Below are 16343 nucleotides of genomic sequence, written 5' to 3'. Positions count from 1 at the left end.
CTATTTTTCGTTATCAGATGCAGGTAACTAACAGCAGAGGGCTTCTGCACACCTCGTTGCCCCCACAACCGGCAACCCCCACCAGCCCACGAGCCACACCCCACAGGCACGCCACAGCCATACCGACAAAAGCCCTTTTCTCAGCCAGCCCGCTCGCTTACCATCCACCTCCAAACAGTCAAACCCACAGCCCCTGGGCGGCGTCCAGCGCGCGCGTCCCAAACGACTTCCCCACGACTTTCCCCATCCCGGAGGCACATATCCATGCCAGAAGTCGGCGGCGTCAATCAGCGGCAGCCCCTGCCTTCGACCAACTCAGCCGGCGGAAGCCACGAGCGGGTCGGCGGCACAAGGTTCAACCCCGTCCAGGGCACCATCGGTCAGCCGGGCGAAATCGGCCAGCCACGCGGACTCCCGGCCCCGGAAGTTCCAGGACAGAAAAATATCCTTCCCGATGCCCTGCTCGGCCGTGACCCGTCGCAGGCCCTGGCCGCCGAACAGCTCCGGGCCACCGGCGGCGCTTCAGCCACGGAAGAACTGCTCGGTCTCAACCAGCAGCCGACCATGCCGGGGACAATCCTTCCCCCGCTCGGCAACGACGTGGCGCTGCGGCACCTCACCCCGACCATGCGCCGTGAACTGCTGCGCAAACTCCTTGACCGCCAGCAACGCAATGCACGCCGTCTGCTGGCCGTTCTGCCGCGTGACGAGGAAGAGCATGACCCGGAGCGCCGCCGGAGACGCGCGCTGCCGGAAGACATCCCCGCGCCGGAAGCCCTGGCCCTGCCCGAACCCCAGCGTCAACGGGCGTCCCATGAACTGCACCAGTCGCTGCGGCTGCTGGAACTCATTGACCGCCTGATGGCCATGCAGGACGAAACCCTCGCCCAGATGAGCACCAGCACCCAACGCTGAAACAGCCCGGTTGAACCCGGTTGAAAAAGCCCAGCGGCACTTCAGTCTTCGGGAGGCGTGTCCGCCAATGGTTCCGGGGCCGGAGTGGTTGTTGCCAGCGCTGCCAGAACCACGAAGTAGGCGGCATTGGACGGAATCTGCCAGTTGAAGTCAAAACAGGCGTGCACCAGCCCGGCAACGCATCCACTGACCGTGCCCAGGTGAACGTATGTCCATTCCGTTGTCCATTCCGTTGCCCATTCCGTTGCCCGGCGCTCCCCTGACCGGCGGCGGAATCCCTGGCGCACCCGCCGGAAAAACCACCCCAGCCAGGCCATCCCCAGCGCAAAACCGACGAGACCGGTTTCGGCCAGCAGTTGCAGGTAGTCGTTGTGCGCCTGCTCGACGCGATTCACCCCGTTGGACGTATCCACCCGTGTGTAGGCAATCTGGAAGGTTCCCAGCCCGCTTCCGGTCAGCGGACGCTCGCGCACAAGCGTCAGGGTGTTTTTCCAGATGACATTGCGCGCCACCTGGTCGGCTGTGGCCGGCAACTCACCGGGGGCTTGCAGGCGGCTGACAAGGGGATCAATGCCCATCCACCAGACGCCGACGAGAACCCCCAGCGGAATCAACGACAGACTGCCCAGAGCCGCCCGTCGCCAGCGCCGTTGCACCCGCGCGGCGAGCGCCACTGCGGTCAGTGTCCCGGCAGCTCCGGCAATCCAGCCACCGCGTGAAGCGCATAGCGCCAGGGACAACAGCATGACCACCGCCGCCACCACGTAGAGCCACCGCACATCGTCTTCAGTCCCACGCCGCCGCTGGGCCGCCATGGCCACGGCCAGCGGCGCCAGCAGTTCGATCATCCCGGCGTAGTGGTTGCGGTTGACAAAGGTGCCGAAGGGCGTTCCCAGCAGCTTCCGAAATGCTGCGTAGCTTCCCTGTCCGATGAAGTGCTGCATGATGGCATAGAGGGCAAAGAGACCACCCCAGGCGACAAAGACGCGGGCAAACAGCACCGCCTGCTTTTCAGAAGCAAAGAAGTTGGCGCTGACAACGAACAGACAGACCATAGCCAGCAGGTGAACCGTCGCCTGGCGGGTGTAGAAATCATCCACCGTCTGCACCCCGGGCACCGGCAGCCGTTGCACCAGAGCCAGTCCAATGATGCCCAAACCAATCATGGCCCCGGCCGGGAGGTTGACTTCCCGCTGACCAAGCCAGGTCTGGATGCCCAGCACCAGCGTCAGCCCAAAAGCGCCGGCGTGCAGGATGAGCCGCGCCCAGCCCTCAACCGAACCAAACGGCATCGGCAGCCACACCAACCACAGCAGAAAGCCGACGAACAGCGCCGCGTTGAACCGGGAGGCGGGATGCGGCTCGTCCAGGGAATCCAACCGTTGGCGGAGATGGTGCAGTGCGGAAGATGGCATCAGCGCGCTTTGGAAATCACTTCGAGGGCAAAACCACCAAACCAGACCGTTCCCGAAATGGGACAGGTCCCCGGCGTCAGACACTCCGACGGGCGCAGGATGACCAACTCAACAGCGCCAACTTCCGGCGGAACGGCAAACTCACACACCACGCGCTGCCATGGCTGGTTCTCGCGCCAGGGCGGAAGGGAACGTACACGCCACTTCGGATTCCCCACCCCCTGCAATTCCACGACCGGCGGCGCAGCCGCCACCAGATCACGGCTGCGCACGAAGTAGGTCAGCCGATACGCGCCCGGTGGCAGCGCCAGAAGCTGACGGGCGTGGTAAAAGGCCGGGCCCGGCGAGTCATAGGCAATTTGCAGGGCATTGCCCCCAACCGGGACATCGGCGGCCCGGTCGAGCGCCAGCCGCGCACCGGCTTCATTCTGCTGAAAACGCCACTCAAAAATGGGCACCTTGGCCACCGGCTCACGGAATCCCCCGTCGTAGATGGCCGTCCGTACCAGCCCTGCCGCCTGCCGTTCGGGCAGGGCGGCCCACACCTGCCAGGCGGCTTCATAAGCGCGGGCCGCCAGCAAATCCTGGATGAAAGCGGTTGTGCGCTTCCGTTCCGGGTCGGGCTGCTTTGCCAGCACCGCCTGCCAGCGTTGGATGGCCGCCGCCACACGCTGCTGCTGCACGAGCAGCCGCAGGTACTGGTATTCCACATCCGGCAGTCCCGGCGGCAGCAATGATTCGACATACGACTGGTTGCCGTTGGAAATCCGCCATCCCAGATCGAGCATCAGGATGGCCTGGGTTGGGTTTGAGCGCAGTGCGCCACGCGCATAAGGGGCGGCTTCCTCCAGCTTGCCGACCCGAATCAGGGCGTTGGCCAGTCGCCACTGCGTGATGAAATGGTTGGGGGCCAGGGACTGGGCCTGCCGCAGGGTGCGCTCGGCTTCGTCCACCTGCCCACTGATGGCCAGCGTGTCGCCCAGCCAGCCCCACAGGCGCACGTCATTGGGCGCCAGCGACAGAGCGTGGCGCAGATGACGTTCGGATTCCTGGTAGTCGAGATGCTGCGGGTCCAACAGGCAGGCCAGCCCCAAGGCACCCCAGAGACGTGGATTTGAGGGCGCGCGCGTCGCCGCCTGAAGCAGATCTTCATAGGACGCTGGCGGGCGACGTTGCTGCCAAACATCATCGGCGGCTTCGTTCTGCCAGGACAGCCAGAACCCGAAGCCGCCGATGAGCATCAGAGACAAACCAGGAATGAGGCGCCGCGGCTTCATGCTGTCAGCGCCAATCCGCCGGAGCATTCCCGCCGGCAGGTCTTGAGGAACTCAGGGACGTGCCGGACTTACCGGCGCGTCATCCTGACCGGTCGTGATGATCGGGATGATGCCGGTGATAGCCCCGGCCGCCACAACCGTCGCCAACACGCCCGGATTGGCGCCAATCACCGGCACAACTGGTGGAATCACCGGCAGCGCCGGCGAGGCCGAAACGGCACAGTCAAAAACAGCACACCGGAAATCATCCATGCCGGTTGAGTCAAAACGAGTGTAGGCGCTTTCCGGGTAATCCCGGGCCTGCGCTTCGCCAATCGTCTCTATTGCTGGCGCGGAGGCTTCCGGTCCGCTGAACGTCGCGACATTGCCTTTGATGACATCAATGTGGGTGCACCGGGTTGAAAAAACCTGGACAACCGAGCCACTGCTCTTGATGCAACGGAGAATCCCGGCGGCCAGTTCGATCCGTACCCGGTCGGCCAGGAAGTTGACAACGATTTCACTGTTGTCACCCATGTAGAACTGCCCGACATTGGCAATGCTCAGGATGGCGTAGCCGGTCTTGCCGGTGGTGATGCGGCTGCCGCTGGCGACAGCCATACTGCCGGCCGCCGGGTTGCCGTTGATTTTGACGTCACCGCGCGGCATCAGTTGCGCTGCCTGCGCGCCCTGCGCGCTGACGTGACGACCGGAGAGCGGAAACCACGCCGCCGTTGCCAAAGCAACGGCCAGCGCGAAAGCACATGCGAGTTTCAGATGGCGCGTCATCGGATGGGTTCTCCAAAAAAAGAGTTGAAAGACCTGTAAAAAAACAATGCGATCAAACGGCCGGAGCCTTCGGCTCACCGCGCCGACAGTGTAAATGGTATTTCAGGATTTGTGGATTCCCAGGTTGCCCGGTAGAGTGCGCCCGGCGTGGTGAGGCGGCGCTTGAAATACGCGCCAAAGGCTTTCCAGTCATCGTAGTTGACCACTTCGCCGCCGGTCTGCCGGACGACGAAACGGAGCGTCACGTTCGGGATGTCCATGCGCCGTGAACCACTCCCCGTCACGAGGACGGCGTTTTCTTCGTCCACCCGGGCGCTGAAGCTGCGGTAGGCCCAGTTGACGTACGACACCACCATGTTTTCCTTGATGACGCGCGGCAGGTCTATACGTTCGGTAAAGCTGTCATTGCCATCGGTGACGACGATGCAGTGCGTCATCCTGTTGCCGATGACTTCCTGCAAACCGGTCAGAGCCCCGTAGATGTTGGTTTTTGACTTCATCGTACCGTCGTTGGTCCCACCGCTCGACCACAACTGCTGCTCTTTGGCCAACGCGCCGTCGAGGGCGGCCCGGGAGGTCGTAAAGTCCTGCAACATCGTTTTCTGCATGCTGAAGCGGGCAATGGCCGTGGGCACAGCCATCTGGGACGGCAGCGCCTTGCGCAGTTCTTCCACGATCCGTGGATAGATCGGCACCATGCTGCCTGAACCATCCAGAATAATGACCACCTGCTCAACAGGCTTAATCTGGGTCACGGTCGCCGGCACGCGCATCCCGCCTTCAAGGACACTGTAGTTGGCGCCGGCCCGGTCGCCGAGAATGCGTTCCTCGCGCTTCATGGTGGGCATCTGTGCCCAGACGACATCGCTGGCCAGCCATCCGGTCAGCAACACCGTACCCAATCCCAACCCAAATCGAATCTGGCGTATCATGATTAGCTTCTCCCTATCTGAATCTGAATCTTGAGGCAGGTCAACCGGCGGCAACTGATATGCTTGGTTGATGTTGGACAAAAATGTGTGGTGTAAGACAAATTTCCTGCTTGGTAACACTACCGGCACTGCATCGTCAAGCACTCGCTAAACTACGCCATCCCAGCGGCTTAGTCCTGCCGGCCATGACGCGCCGTGCCAAACTCGTCATTGGCCTTGTTTTCGCGGCGTTCAGCCTCCAGCTTGCGGGACTGCTGCCAGTTTTCCCGGTGCTTCTCGATGGCCTGCACCTCTTTGGAAGCCTCGATGAGGCCCTGCAGGGCCGCTTCAACGGCGGCTTCGGCCTGCTGTATGGCGGCGCGCTGCTGCCCGACGGCGGCGCGCAGACGCCGTTCTTCTTCTTTGAGGTCGGCCAAAAAAGTACGGTGCGCCAGCAGGACATGCGCCGCTGAGCCGGCCCGCAAAGCCGCAACCAGCTTCGCATCAGCCTCGGCCTGCCGCTGCCGGCAGGCATCCACAGCCGCCAGCCGCCGTGCCAGCTCGGCTTCGGCCTCCGCCAGCGCCTGGCGGGCCGTTGCCAGGCGCTGCGCCGCGTCTTTTTTGACCTGCTCACGCACCTCCAACACGGGCTGTAGGCGATAACGGGGCTTCTTCATAGGGCTTCTGGCAGGGGAAAACCGACGCTTCTGATTGGTTCAAGGTTCTGCCGCCAAGCAAACGCTTCTGAAGAGGGGCTGTCAAGCCCGGTGTCCTCCCCGGACACAATCCGCCCCCCAAACCCGTCACGCGGTGCTAGCGGGAAGCCAGCCACTGCCCAAGGACGGGCCATACGGTCGTCAGCGCCCCGCGCCCGACGGCCAGCGCCAGGTGGCCCAGCCGTACCCGGCATTCCCGGTAGCGGGCCGGTGAAAGCCGTTCCCCCAACGCAGCGGCGCTGTCCGGATTCACAATCTGATCCAGAAGCCCGATGACGTTGAGCACCGGACAATCCAGTTGCGCCAGGGCCGCACGCCGCCCATGGATGGTCAACGTGCCTTCCCACAAAGCGTTGGCGCGGTAGTAGGTCGTGACGAAGTCAGCATAAAACTGTCCCGGCAGGGGAACGGCATCCGCCAGCCAGACTTCCGTCGCCAGGTGGGTATCCCGCTCGACCGCATCCAGCCACATCAGCCAGGGCTTGGTGGTGTAGGTTATGGGCTTGATGCCGCGAAAGGAAGCACTGACCAGCCAGCCTGGCAGGTTGCCAAAAATGTCCACCAGGCGCTGTGGGTCAAAAGCCGGGTCGGCCAGCCACGTCTGCAACGGCGTGTCGCGGACGAAATCCGCCGGCGTCCCCAGCAGGATGAGACTTCGCACCGGCGCCGGATGGAGCGCCGCGTAGGTCGTTGCCAACACGCCCCCCATGGAGTATCCCAGCAGATGCACCTGGGCAGCACCGGTTTGAGACAGGACCGCCTCGACCGCACGTCCGATGACGCCCTCCAGCACATCTTCCAGATGCCACCGGGATTCCTCCCTGCCGGGCGTTCCCCAGTCGAGGACGAACACCTGGTGTCCCTGCCCCGCCAGAAACGCCACCAGGCTTCGTCCGGCATAAAGGTCAAAGATGTAGTGCCGGTTGATGAGCGAGTTGACAACCAGCACCGGCGGCGCCGAAGTCCGGCGGCCGTTCTGAACCGGCGCGTAGTGGCGCAACTGACTCTGCCCAACCAGCGGTGTGACCACGCAGGGGGTCGTCGCCACCGGCGGCGCCACGGCCCGCGCGGTCGCCAACTGCACCTGGCAGCGCGTTTCCTGGGCGATGGCAAAGGGATGCCACGGCTGGGCCGCACCAGTCCAGGACATCCAGTCCAGCCACCGGTTCACATGCCAGCCCGACAACCCAGCCCACGGCTGGCGTTCGGTCTGGCGCAGCCACCAGCCGTCGAGCCGCCACTGCCACTGTTCGAGAAATTCACTCAAAGGCAACAATGTCAAGAATTTGCCGCCGCAGCATCCGGTGCCGCCTCTGAAACAGTTTTCGGGGACATCGCCCGTGCTGTCCGCCGGCGGGTGGTGGTCGTCCGGCGGGCCGTGGGCTTGCGCGCCGCCGGTCTGGTCACTTTGGCCGCCGGTTCGCTCCGCACCAGGTGCGCGGTCAGCTCGTCAAGCTGCTCCTGAACGAGGTCCAGCTTGCGGTCAAGCGCCGCGATTTCCTCGCGCGTTGGCACGTTCATCAGCCGCAGCCCAAATCCAACCACCATGCGGCTGCGCTCAACCAGCGTCAGGACGCCCTGAAGGTAAAGCGACACCGGACGCAGAAACCAGGGATGCCGCAGCAGCCTGTCCCACTGCGCGGAAGAAGTCCGCGTCGCCGTCTCATACAACGCCTGCGGAAATGGCTTGGCGGACGGGTTTGGCTTGGTGCCCCGGTTGGATTTTGCTTCGGCTTGCGCCCTGGCCATCGTTTTGTTGTCCTGTCGTCGGGGGTGACAATCTTCCGGCGAAAGCCGGTCATTCCTGAAGGCGAACCCTGAAGGCGACCCGTCAGCGCCCGGCCGGCGCTGACGGGTCAGGAAAGAGCCGGCGCCGAACACGCCGCTCCCGCCGGTGAACGTTTTGGCGAGTTTACTTGACAGACTGGCTGACCGGAAAGGCCATCAACTCCATCTGCTTCCGCAGCCCTTCACTAACCAGCACATTCCACTGTTCAAGGGTGGCACGGGTGGCATCCATCCCGGACACCGTCAGGTCACGGGCCGCCTCGCCGGCCGCTACGGTCGCCCGCTCCATCCCGGTCAGCGCCACCATGGCTGACTTCATCGCTTCCTCCTGTACCGACAACCCAGCCCGCAGCGAGGCAAATGTCAACGCCCGGGAAGCTTTCGCCATGTCCAGCATGGCCTCGGTCGAAGACTGCATAGCCTGCGCCAGCGGGTCAGCAAAGGGGGGTTGGCGGTCAGAGGTCTCGGTCGCTTTTGGCTTCGGTTGTGTCATGGCAACAATCAACTCCTGTTCATCAGAAATACAGCCCCGTAGGCTGCTCCCAGACTAGCCCCCAATAACGCATTGTGTCAAGATTTTTTTTCGCATCTGCACAAAAAAATCTGCAAACCTTGAAAAGTCTTCATTTACACTTGTTGTTTGTGCGGAAAAAGGCGTTGACGCGGCATCTTCCGGCGCAGTGTGTGTCTGAACAGTCACAGACGTACCCGGCCGGGCAAAGTTGTACACGTCCAGTTGCCAGAAAGGAGGGCGACGCCGGCGTGGCGAACAAACTTTGGTTCGCAAACAAACTTTGGTTCGTTGGTGTGCTTCTGTGGACAATCAGCGCCACCCTGTTCTTTGGGACAGCGACCGGAACGGCGGCACAACAGCAGACGAGTGTCGTGGCATTCGTCATCACGGACAGCACAACGCGGAACCCCCTGGCGGGGGCCACCATCACGCTGACGCCAAAATCCGGCTCGCCAACCGCGCCCGTGCTGACGAAAGTCACCGATGCCAACGGCAAGGCCGTGTTTACCGAGGCCCCTGGCGGAGACTACCGGCTCACCGTCACGGCTACCGGCTACACGCTTCTGACCGACGAACATTACGCCGTTGAGCCGGGCGCTTTCCTCGAACAGCCCATTGAACTCAGCCCTGCCACTGGCGACATCGTCGAAGTACGCGGCGACGAGGAAGCTCCACTCATTGCCCGGGGGGCCACGGCAACCACCAGCCTGACGCCGGCCGAGATTCGCATCCTGCCCGCACGCGGACGTGACATCCTGACGGCCTTTCCCCCGGTGCCGAACGTCATCCGCTCCAATGACGGCCGCACGAGCATCAAGGGTGCGCGCGAAGACCAGGCGGCCATTCTCGTCAACGGCAGCCTCAGCAACGACCCGGCCACCGGACGGTTCCAGGTCGAAATCCCGCTGGAAGCCCTCCAACGGGCGGAAATCTTCACCAATCCCTACCTGCCGGAATATGGCAAGTTCACCAGCGGCGTCAAACGACTGGAAACCAAGCCCGGCGGCCAGCAGTGGAAGTACAGCCTCTATGACTTTTTCCCGTCCGTCCGCGCGCGCTACGGCAAAATCTTCGGTCTGGCCAACGTCTCCCCCCGCGCCACCATCACGGGTCCACTCATCCGCGACCGGGTGTTTCTGGCCCAGGCGCTCGAAGGCATTGTGGACAAAGCCATCGTGCGCGGACTGGCCAGCCCGGACAACGAAATCCGCAAGTATGCCGCGCGGAGTTTCAGCCAGTTCGATGTCATTCTGTCGCCCCGCCAGAGCCTGACCGCGACGGTCAATCTGGCCTGGCAGCGGCTGCGCAATGTTGATCTGGATTTTTTCAACCCCGTGCCGGCTTCGGCGAATCGGCGCACCCGCGATGTCACCCTGGCCGGTATCCATCGCTTTGCCACCGCGGCCGGCTCGGTCAGTGAGACGCGCTTCAGCTACAAGCGCATTGGCGTCGGCGTCTTCGGCAAGGGGGACGCGCCCTTTGCCATCACGCCCTTTGGGCGCACCGGCAACTTTTTCAGTCAGACCGAGCGCACGACGGAACGCTACCAGCTCCAGTTCTCCACGGCACTGGCGTCTTTCGAGGCCGGGGGCTGGCACCAGATCAAGTTCGGCGTGGACGGCAGCGCCGCCCGCAACCGGGGCTGGGTGCTCAACCGTCCGGTTGACATCCGGCGCGCCGACGGAACGCTGGCCGAACGCATCGTGTACGCCAATCCCGGCAACCTGGCGGCCAGCAACGTCGAAGTCGCCGGCTACGCCCAGGATCAGTGGCTCATCCGCCCCAACCTGCAACTCGATTACGGGCTCCGGCTGGAATGGCAACAGGCAGCGGCCCAGCTCAACGTGGCGCCACGCATTGCCCTTTCCTATGCGCCCGGCAAAGAGCAAAACACCGTCCTGCGCGCCGGATTCGGGCTGTTCTATGACAAAATCCTGCTCAACGCGCTGGCGTTCCGCCAGATGCCACGTCCGGTCAGCACCGGCTTTGCGCTGGATGGCACAACACCCGGCCCGGCGCGCCCGTTGACGCTCGCCCTGGCACGCCCGGACGGTCGGTATGACGTGCCCTACAACCGCTCATTCCGGGTTGAACTGGCGCGCAAACTCCATCCGCGCGCGCTGCTCAAGCTGGCCTATCTCGACAGCCGTACGTTCCGGGATTTCTATGTGGAGCCGTCAGCCGATGCCATCCGGCTGTTCAACACCGGACGCGCCAGCTACCGCGCCTTTGAAGTCACGGCCGATGTCAAGCTCACGCCACGTCACACGTTTGTTGTTTCCTACGTACGCAGCCGGGCCCGCGCCGAACTCAACGACTTCATTTCGTACTTCGGCGACACGCCAAACCCGGTGCTGCGCCCGAACCAGTTTGGGAACGCGCCGATTGACGCGCCCAACCGGTTTTTTGCGCGCGGCGTCTTTGCCCTGCCGGGCGACCTGACGCTGGCGCCCATCTTCGAGTGGCGGGACGGCTTTCCCTACAGCGTCGTGGACGAAGCCCAGAACTTCATCGGCCGCCGCAATGCCGACACAACCCGCTACCCACGGTTTATGGCCGTTGATCTGGCCGTGACAAAGAAGATTCGCCTGCCGCAGTGGGTGCGCCGGGGCGCGTTTGGGCGGAAGATTGACACTGAGGCGGTCAGCGTCACGGTCAACATCTTCAACCTGACCAATCACTTCAACCCGCGCAACGTGTTTGCCAACACGGGCGCGCCCCAGTTTGGGACGTTCTTTGGCGTGTATCGGCGGTTCTTCAACATTGAAATGAACCTGTAGTTTCCCGTGGCGTTTCACCGGGATACTTTGCGTTTATCATCCCGGCGGCAGACGAAACGGCGGCGCTGTACCGTCTGCACGCCCAACCGGCCATGAGGCCCACCGACATGATCACCACCATCGCACACAGGCTCGGCATGGGGATGTTCTCCGTTGCCGTGCTGTTTGGCGTCGCCGGCAATCTGGCCTGCCAGCGCGATCTGGCCCGGGCGGCCCGGGGCGACGCGAGTCCGACACCTGAAGTCCGGCGCGTCAAAACGACGCCAGTAACCAGAACACAGGTCGAACATGTTGTCACGGCGCTGGGCACGCTGGCCCCCCTGGAGCAGGCCACCCTGCGCGTCAAGGTTCCCGGACGGCTCCAGTCCATTCCCGTTGATCTGGGAACCACCGTCCGACCGGGGCAGCTTGTGGCCCAGATCGAACCCGACGATTACCGTCTCCGCGTCCAGCAGGCGGCGGCGGCGCTCGCCCAGGCCCGCGCCCGGTTGGGGCTGCCGGCCGAGGGCAGCAGTGACCGGGTTGACCCGGAGCAGACCGGTCTGGTCCGCCAGGCCAGGGCCGTTCTCGAACAGGCGCAGGTGGAGCGCGAACGCTTCCAGGCGCTGCTCGATCAGGGCATCATCTCGCGGTCACAGTTCGACGCCGCCGATGCGGCCTACAAGGTCGCGCTCAGCCGCTACCAGGACGCGCTGGAGGAAATCAACAACCGGCTGGGCATCCTGGCCCAGCGGCGGTCGGAACTGGCCATCGCCCAGCAGCAGTTGGATGACACCGCCGTGCTGGCCCCCTTTGGCGGGGTCGTGCAGGAACGCCTTGGCAACATCGGGGAGTTCCTGGCCGCCGGCTCGCCCGTGGCCACCATTCTCAAACTCAATCCCCTGCGGCTGCGGGTGGAGATTCCCGAACGTGAAACCTACCAGATCAAGCCGGAGCAGAAGGTGCGCGTCACCGTCGAAGGCAGCGACAAAGCCTACACCGGCATCGTCAAACGGCTGAGTCCGGCGCTGCTGGAGCAGAACCGGATTCTCATCATCGAAGCGGAAGTCAGCCACGACGGGTCTCTCAAGCCGGGGTCCTTTGCCCGGGCCGAGATCGTCACCAACGACCGCGAAACGGCCGTGACCGTTTCTCCGCGCGCCATCGTGACCTTTGCCGGGATTGACAAGGTACTGACCATCCGGGACGGCAAGGCGCTGGAACGACCGGTCACGCTCGGACGCCGGACGGCGGAATGGGTCGAAATCGTGAAGGGCGTGCAGGTCGGCGATGAGGTCATCCTCGATCCGGCCAACCTGCAAACCGGACACCCGGTCGTTATCGCGGACTGAACTGGCGCCCCGGCTTCCCGGAACAGTCGCTTCTGGACGAAACATCATGCAGAAACTTGCCGAAATCTGTATTCGCCGCCCGGTTTTTGCGGCCATGCTCATCCTGTCGCTGGTCGTCGTCGGGCTGGCCGGCTACTTCCGGCTCGGTGTGGACCGCTTTCCTTCGGTTGACCTGCCGACCGTCACCATCCGCACGGCGCTGCCCGGCGCATCGCCGGAAGAAGTTGAAACCGAGATTTCACAGAGGATTGAAGAGGCCGTCAACACAGTGGACGGTATTGACCAGCTCCGGTCGGTTTCCGGCCCCGGCATTTCACTGGTGCTGGTGACGTTCAAGCTCAACCGGGACATCGAAACGGCGACGCAGGATGTGCGGGACCGGATCAATGCCGTTCTGCGCGACCTGCCCGTGGAGGCTCTGCCGCCCGTGGTGCAGAAGTTCGACAACGACAGCACACCGGTGCTCTCCATTGCCCTGTCGGCTGACCGTCCGCTTCGGGAACTGACCGAGCTGGCGGACAAAATCGTGAAAATCCGCCTCGAACGCGCCGGGGGCGTCGGGGAGGTCCGCATCATTGGCGGTCTCAACCGCGCCATCAACGTCTGGGTTGAACCGGAACGCCTCGCGGCCTACCGGATTCCCATCACCCAGGTGCGCCAGGCCATCCAGCGCCAGAACGCGGACATTCCCGGCGGCAATGTGGATGCCGGCAAACGCGAAATGACGCTCCGCACGCTGGGGCGCTACACCGACCCGCGCGACTTCGAGAACCTGACCGTGGCCCTGCTCAACGGCCGGCCCATCTACGTTCACGACATCGGCTACGTCGAAGACGGAACGAAGGAACCGCGGTCACTGGCGCGGCTGAATGGCACGCCGACCGTCACGCTCGAAATCCGGCGGCAGTCCGGCGCCAACACGGTCGAGGTCATCAACAACGTCAAGCAGGAACTGGAGCGTGTGGCGGGGCAGCTTCCGGGGGATGTCCGGCTGGAAATCATCCGCGATCAGTCACGGTATATCGAAGCGGCGCTGCACGAGATTCAGACCCACCTGGTGCTGGGCAGTCTGCTGGCCTGTCTGGCCGTGCTGCTCTTTATGCGTTCGTGGCGCTCGACCATCATCGCCGGCGTCGCCATTCCGGCTTCGGTGATTTCAACCTACGGCATGATGTGGGCGCTGGGCTTTACCCTCAACGGCGTCACAATGCTGGCGCTGGTGCTCATGGTCGGGGTCGTCATTGACGATGCCATCGTGGTGCTGGAAAACATCTTCCGCTTCATCGAGGAAAAGGGACTGCCGCCAATGGCTGCGGCCCGGGAAGCAACGGCCGAGATTGGACTGGCCGTGCTGGCCACCACGCTTTCACTGGTCGTCATCTTCCTGCCGGTGTCGTTTATGTCCTCGATTTCGGGCCGCTTCCTGTATCAGTTCGGCCTGACGGCGGCCGTTGCCATTCTCGTTTCGCTGCTGGTGTCCTTCACCCTGACGCCGATGATGAGTTCACGGCTGCTCCGGGCGGCGGACGCGGCGGCCCAGCACGGCTCGGCGCACCGGCCGGCGGCCTCCCGACGCGGTTTCTACGGCCTTATCGAGCGCGCCTACCTGGCGCTGCTGCGGCTCTCCCTGCGGCATCGCCTGGCAGTTTCCCTGCTGGTCCTGCTTGTCATGGCTTCCGGGGTGCCGCTGTACCAGGCTGTCCGGCAGGAATACACGCCGTCGAATGTGGATGAGTCGGAGTTTGAAATGAACGTGAACGGCCCGGAAGGCACGAGTCTGGCGGCCATGGATGAGACCATGCGCGCCATCGAACAGGACGTGCGGACGACGCCGGGCGTGGCACTGGTGCTGGCCACGGCTGGCGGCTCGTTTCTGGGCGGGGTGAACCAGGGCAACCTGTACGTCCGCATGGTGCCACATGACGTGCGGACCTTTTCCCTGACGCGCCTGTGGCGGGAAACCTGGCGGGGACGCCCGCTCGATGCCTTCAAAGGCAACTTCACGCAGCGCGAGCTGATGCAGACCCTGCGCGCCAAAATGCGCAAGTACGCCCCCTTTCGCGTCAGCCTGCGCAATGCAACCTCATTCAATATCGGCGGCGGAAACTTTGAGATTGATTTCGTCCTGCGTGGCCCCGATCTGGTGGCGCTGGCGCGCTATGGCGAACAGCTCCGGGAAAAAGCCATGCAGTTGGGGGGCATCGTGGATACCGACACGACGCTGAAGCTGGACAAACCGGAACTGCGGGTGGTGATTGACCGCCAGCGGGCGGCTGACCTGGGCGTGGAGACGGCCGACATTGCCACGAGTCTGCGGCTCATGGTCGGGGGCGATGACCGGGTTTCCCGCTACCGGGATGTGGCGCTCAACGAGGATTACGACGTGCAAATCCGGCTGGTCAACGGCCAGCGCAACGACCGGGAAGCCATCCTGCGCCTGTACGTGCCCTCATCGCGGGGCGGACTTGTTCCCCTGAGCAACCTGGTCACGATTACGGAGGAAACCAGCCCGTCACGCATTGACCGTCTGGACCGGCAGCGGCAGGTATCGCTGCGGGGCGGCGTCGGCCCGGGCTACGCCCTTGCCGACCGGCTGGAGGCGCTCAAGAAAGCCGTTGCGGAGATGAACTTGCCCACAGCTTACACCTATGCGGTTTCAGGGCGTGGGCGCGAACTCGAACGCACCTTCACCGAGTTCATCTTTGCCTTTCTGCTCTCGGTGGTGTTTATGTACATGATTCTGGCTTCCCAGTTTGAGAGCCTCATCCATCCGGTCACGATTCTGTTAAGTCTGCCGCTGTCGGCGCCCTTTGCCCTGCTCTCCCTGTGGCTGACCAACGACACGCTCAACCTGTATTCGGCGCTGGGGATTCTGGTGTTGTTTGGCGTCGTCAAGAAAAACTCCATCCTGCAGATTGACCAGATGAATGTGCTTCGGGCGCAGGGGTTGGAACGTCAGACGGCGATTGTGCAGGCGAATCAGAACCGGCTGCGTCCCATCCTGATGACGACCCTGGCGTTGGTGGCCGGGATGCTTCCGCTGGCCATCGGCACGGGGCCGGGGGCGGAAGAACGGCGCTCGATTGCCTTGGTGGTCATTGGCGGACAGAGTCTCTCCCTGCTGCTGACGCTGCTGGTCACGCCGGTGGCCTATTCCATCTTTGACGACCTCGCCGCCACCCGTTTCTGGCACGGCCTTGCCGGCCGGTGGAAACCCCTGGGGCGGGTCTGGCGCGACCGGTCGCCCGCCAGAGACAAAGCCGACCCCACGGAACAACCGGCCAAAACCACCGGTGAAACCTGAGCCGGTTTTCTGTCGTTTGCGACAACCCCCTGGACGCTTCAGCCCGAAAGGCAACGTGGGATGTTTTTTACCCACGCCCTTTCAATTTTGGGCTTGACCCCGAACGGTCGGCATCTTATCCAGACGACCAACCACACTCATATTCACAATACCCGGAGAGCATGTCCTGTGCCTGTCAAATCACTGTTTGGCCTGTTGTTGTTTTTCAGTCTGAGCATCACCACCCCGGCTTGGGCGCAAATGGCAAGGAACCCGGAACGCCCGGCTGCTTCTGACCAAAACATCGAATACCGCCTCCTGGCCACGTCAAAAACCTCGACGATGGAGCGGGAAATGAATGAAGCGGCCCGGGAGGGCTTTCGTTTCGAGGGCGTCATGGGCGGCGAGACGGCCTTTGGCGGCAACGAATGCGTCGTCATCATGTCGCGCACGGCCCCGCTGGGAACCGAATTCGAGTACAAACTGCTGGCGACTTCCCGGACCTCGACCATGCAGAAGGAACTCGCTGAGGCCGGGTGTGAAGGATTCCGGTTTGCGGCGATGGCCGTGGCCGAGACGGCCTTCGGCGGGCGTGAGGTCGTCGTCATCCTGTACCGCCCGGGGACGCTGCGGTAGCGCACCAGC

Annotated in this window: 13 protein-coding genes; 5 read left to right on the top strand and 8 right to left on the bottom strand. The window is 63.4% G+C overall.

Annotated elements, in window-relative coordinates; all coding sequences use genetic code 11:
- Positions 1–264 precede the first annotated feature (264 nt).
- Entirely contained in the window at positions 265–915 is a 651-nt protein-coding gene (locus J8C05_RS11805) for a hypothetical protein (protein ID WP_211423738.1), read from the top strand.
- Positions 916–956: 41 nt separating this feature from the next.
- On the opposite strand, the gene J8C05_RS11800 is transcribed toward J8C05_RS11805, so the two are convergent.
- The 8 genes from J8C05_RS11800 to J8C05_RS11765 all read right to left on the bottom strand — a co-directional run bounded on the left by J8C05_RS11800 (position 957) and on the right by J8C05_RS11765 (position 8283).
- A complete protein-coding gene (locus tag J8C05_RS11800) occupies positions 957–2330 on the bottom strand; it encodes an O-antigen ligase family protein (RefSeq protein WP_211423737.1) in 1374 nt (457 codons plus the stop codon).
- Positions 2330–3607 carry a tetratricopeptide repeat protein gene (locus J8C05_RS11795; protein WP_211423736.1) on the bottom strand — a complete coding sequence of 426 codons (1278 nt, stop codon included), beginning with the start codon at positions 3605–3607 and terminating at the stop codon, positions 2330–2332. The genes J8C05_RS11800 and J8C05_RS11795 overlap by 1 nt, the downstream gene beginning before the upstream one ends.
- A 51-nt stretch (positions 3608–3658) precedes the next feature.
- Positions 3659–4375, bottom strand: a complete 717-nt coding sequence (locus J8C05_RS11790; RefSeq protein ID WP_211423735.1) for a hypothetical protein — start codon at positions 4373–4375, stop codon at positions 3659–3661.
- Between the two features lie 74 nt (positions 4376–4449).
- Complete coding sequence (locus tag J8C05_RS11785; RefSeq protein WP_211423734.1) at positions 4450–5307, bottom strand: vWA domain-containing protein; 858 nt, start codon at positions 5305–5307, stop codon at positions 4450–4452.
- A gap of 170 nt (positions 5308–5477) precedes the next feature.
- A complete protein-coding gene (fliJ, locus tag J8C05_RS11780) occupies positions 5478–5963 on the bottom strand; it encodes a flagellar export protein FliJ (protein ID WP_211423733.1) in 486 nt (161 codons plus the stop codon).
- A 136-nt stretch (positions 5964–6099) separates the two neighbouring features.
- The gene (locus J8C05_RS11775) at positions 6100–7284 is read right to left on the bottom strand and encodes an alpha/beta fold hydrolase (protein WP_211423732.1); all 1185 of its coding nucleotides are present in this window, start codon (positions 7282–7284) and stop codon (positions 6100–6102) included.
- Positions 7281–7751 carry a hypothetical protein gene (locus J8C05_RS11770; protein ID WP_211423731.1) on the bottom strand — a complete coding sequence of 157 codons (471 nt, stop codon included), beginning with the start codon at positions 7749–7751 and terminating at the stop codon, positions 7281–7283. The genes J8C05_RS11775 and J8C05_RS11770 overlap by 4 nt, the downstream gene beginning before the upstream one ends.
- 163 nt (positions 7752–7914) lie before the next feature.
- On the bottom strand, positions 7915–8283 hold the full coding sequence (locus tag J8C05_RS11765; RefSeq protein ID WP_211423730.1) for a hypothetical protein: 369 nt from the start codon (positions 8281–8283) through the stop codon (positions 7915–7917).
- A gap of 314 nt (positions 8284–8597) precedes the next feature.
- Between J8C05_RS11765 and J8C05_RS11760 the strand changes: the two genes are divergently transcribed.
- The 4 genes from J8C05_RS11760 to J8C05_RS11745 all read left to right on the top strand — a co-directional run bounded on the left by J8C05_RS11760 (position 8598) and on the right by J8C05_RS11745 (position 16334).
- Positions 8598–11084, top strand: coding sequence for a TonB-dependent receptor (locus tag J8C05_RS11760; RefSeq protein ID WP_246840799.1), 2487 nt, complete (start codon positions 8598–8600; stop codon positions 11082–11084).
- Between the two features lie 107 nt (positions 11085–11191).
- Complete coding sequence (locus J8C05_RS11755) at positions 11192–12415, top strand: efflux RND transporter periplasmic adaptor subunit (RefSeq protein WP_211423729.1); 1224 nt, start codon at positions 11192–11194, stop codon at positions 12413–12415.
- Positions 12416–12461: 46 nt separating this feature from the next.
- A complete protein-coding gene (locus tag J8C05_RS11750; protein WP_211423728.1) occupies positions 12462–15719 on the top strand; it encodes an efflux RND transporter permease subunit in 3258 nt (1085 codons plus the stop codon).
- 168 nt (positions 15720–15887) lie between these two features.
- Positions 15888–16334 carry a hypothetical protein gene (locus tag J8C05_RS11745; protein WP_211423727.1) on the top strand — a complete coding sequence of 149 codons (447 nt, stop codon included), beginning with the start codon at positions 15888–15890 and terminating at the stop codon, positions 16332–16334.
- Positions 16335–16343: the final 9 nt, after the last annotated feature.

The organism is Chloracidobacterium sp. N, from assembly GCF_018304765.1.
GTDB lineage: Bacteria > Acidobacteriota > Blastocatellia > Chloracidobacteriales > Chloracidobacteriaceae > Chloracidobacterium > Chloracidobacterium aggregatum.
Note: the sequence above shows the minus strand (reverse complement) of the source record. Positions and strands in the feature narration are given on the sequence as shown.

Excerpts from the sequence above, each read along its gene's own strand:
- J8C05_RS11765 (WP_211423730.1), bottom strand. The coding sequence starts at position 8,283 with ATGACACAACCGAAGCCAAAAGCGACCGAGACCTCTGACCGCCAACCC.
- J8C05_RS11800 (WP_211423737.1), bottom strand. The coding sequence starts at position 2,330 with ATGCCATCTTCCGCACTGCACCATCTCCGCCAACGGTTGGATTCCCTG.
- J8C05_RS11750 (WP_211423728.1), top strand. The coding sequence starts at position 12,462 with ATGCAGAAACTTGCCGAAATCTGTATTCGCCGCCCGGTTTTTGCGGCC.
- fliJ (WP_211423733.1), bottom strand. The coding sequence starts at position 5,963 with ATGAAGAAGCCCCGTTATCGCCTACAGCCCGTGTTGGAGGTGCGTGAG.
- J8C05_RS11770 (WP_211423731.1), bottom strand. The coding sequence starts at position 7,751 with ATGGCCAGGGCGCAAGCCGAAGCAAAATCCAACCGGGGCACCAAGCCA.
- J8C05_RS11790 (WP_211423735.1), bottom strand. The coding sequence starts at position 4,375 with ATGACGCGCCATCTGAAACTCGCATGTGCTTTCGCGCTGGCCGTTGCT.
- J8C05_RS11805 (WP_211423738.1), top strand. The coding sequence starts at position 265 with ATGCCAGAAGTCGGCGGCGTCAATCAGCGGCAGCCCCTGCCTTCGACC.
- J8C05_RS11785 (WP_211423734.1), bottom strand. The coding sequence starts at position 5,307 with ATGATACGCCAGATTCGATTTGGGTTGGGATTGGGTACGGTGTTGCTG.
- J8C05_RS11755 (WP_211423729.1), top strand. The coding sequence starts at position 11,192 with ATGATCACCACCATCGCACACAGGCTCGGCATGGGGATGTTCTCCGTT.
- J8C05_RS11795 (WP_211423736.1), bottom strand. The coding sequence starts at position 3,607 with ATGAAGCCGCGGCGCCTCATTCCTGGTTTGTCTCTGATGCTCATCGGC.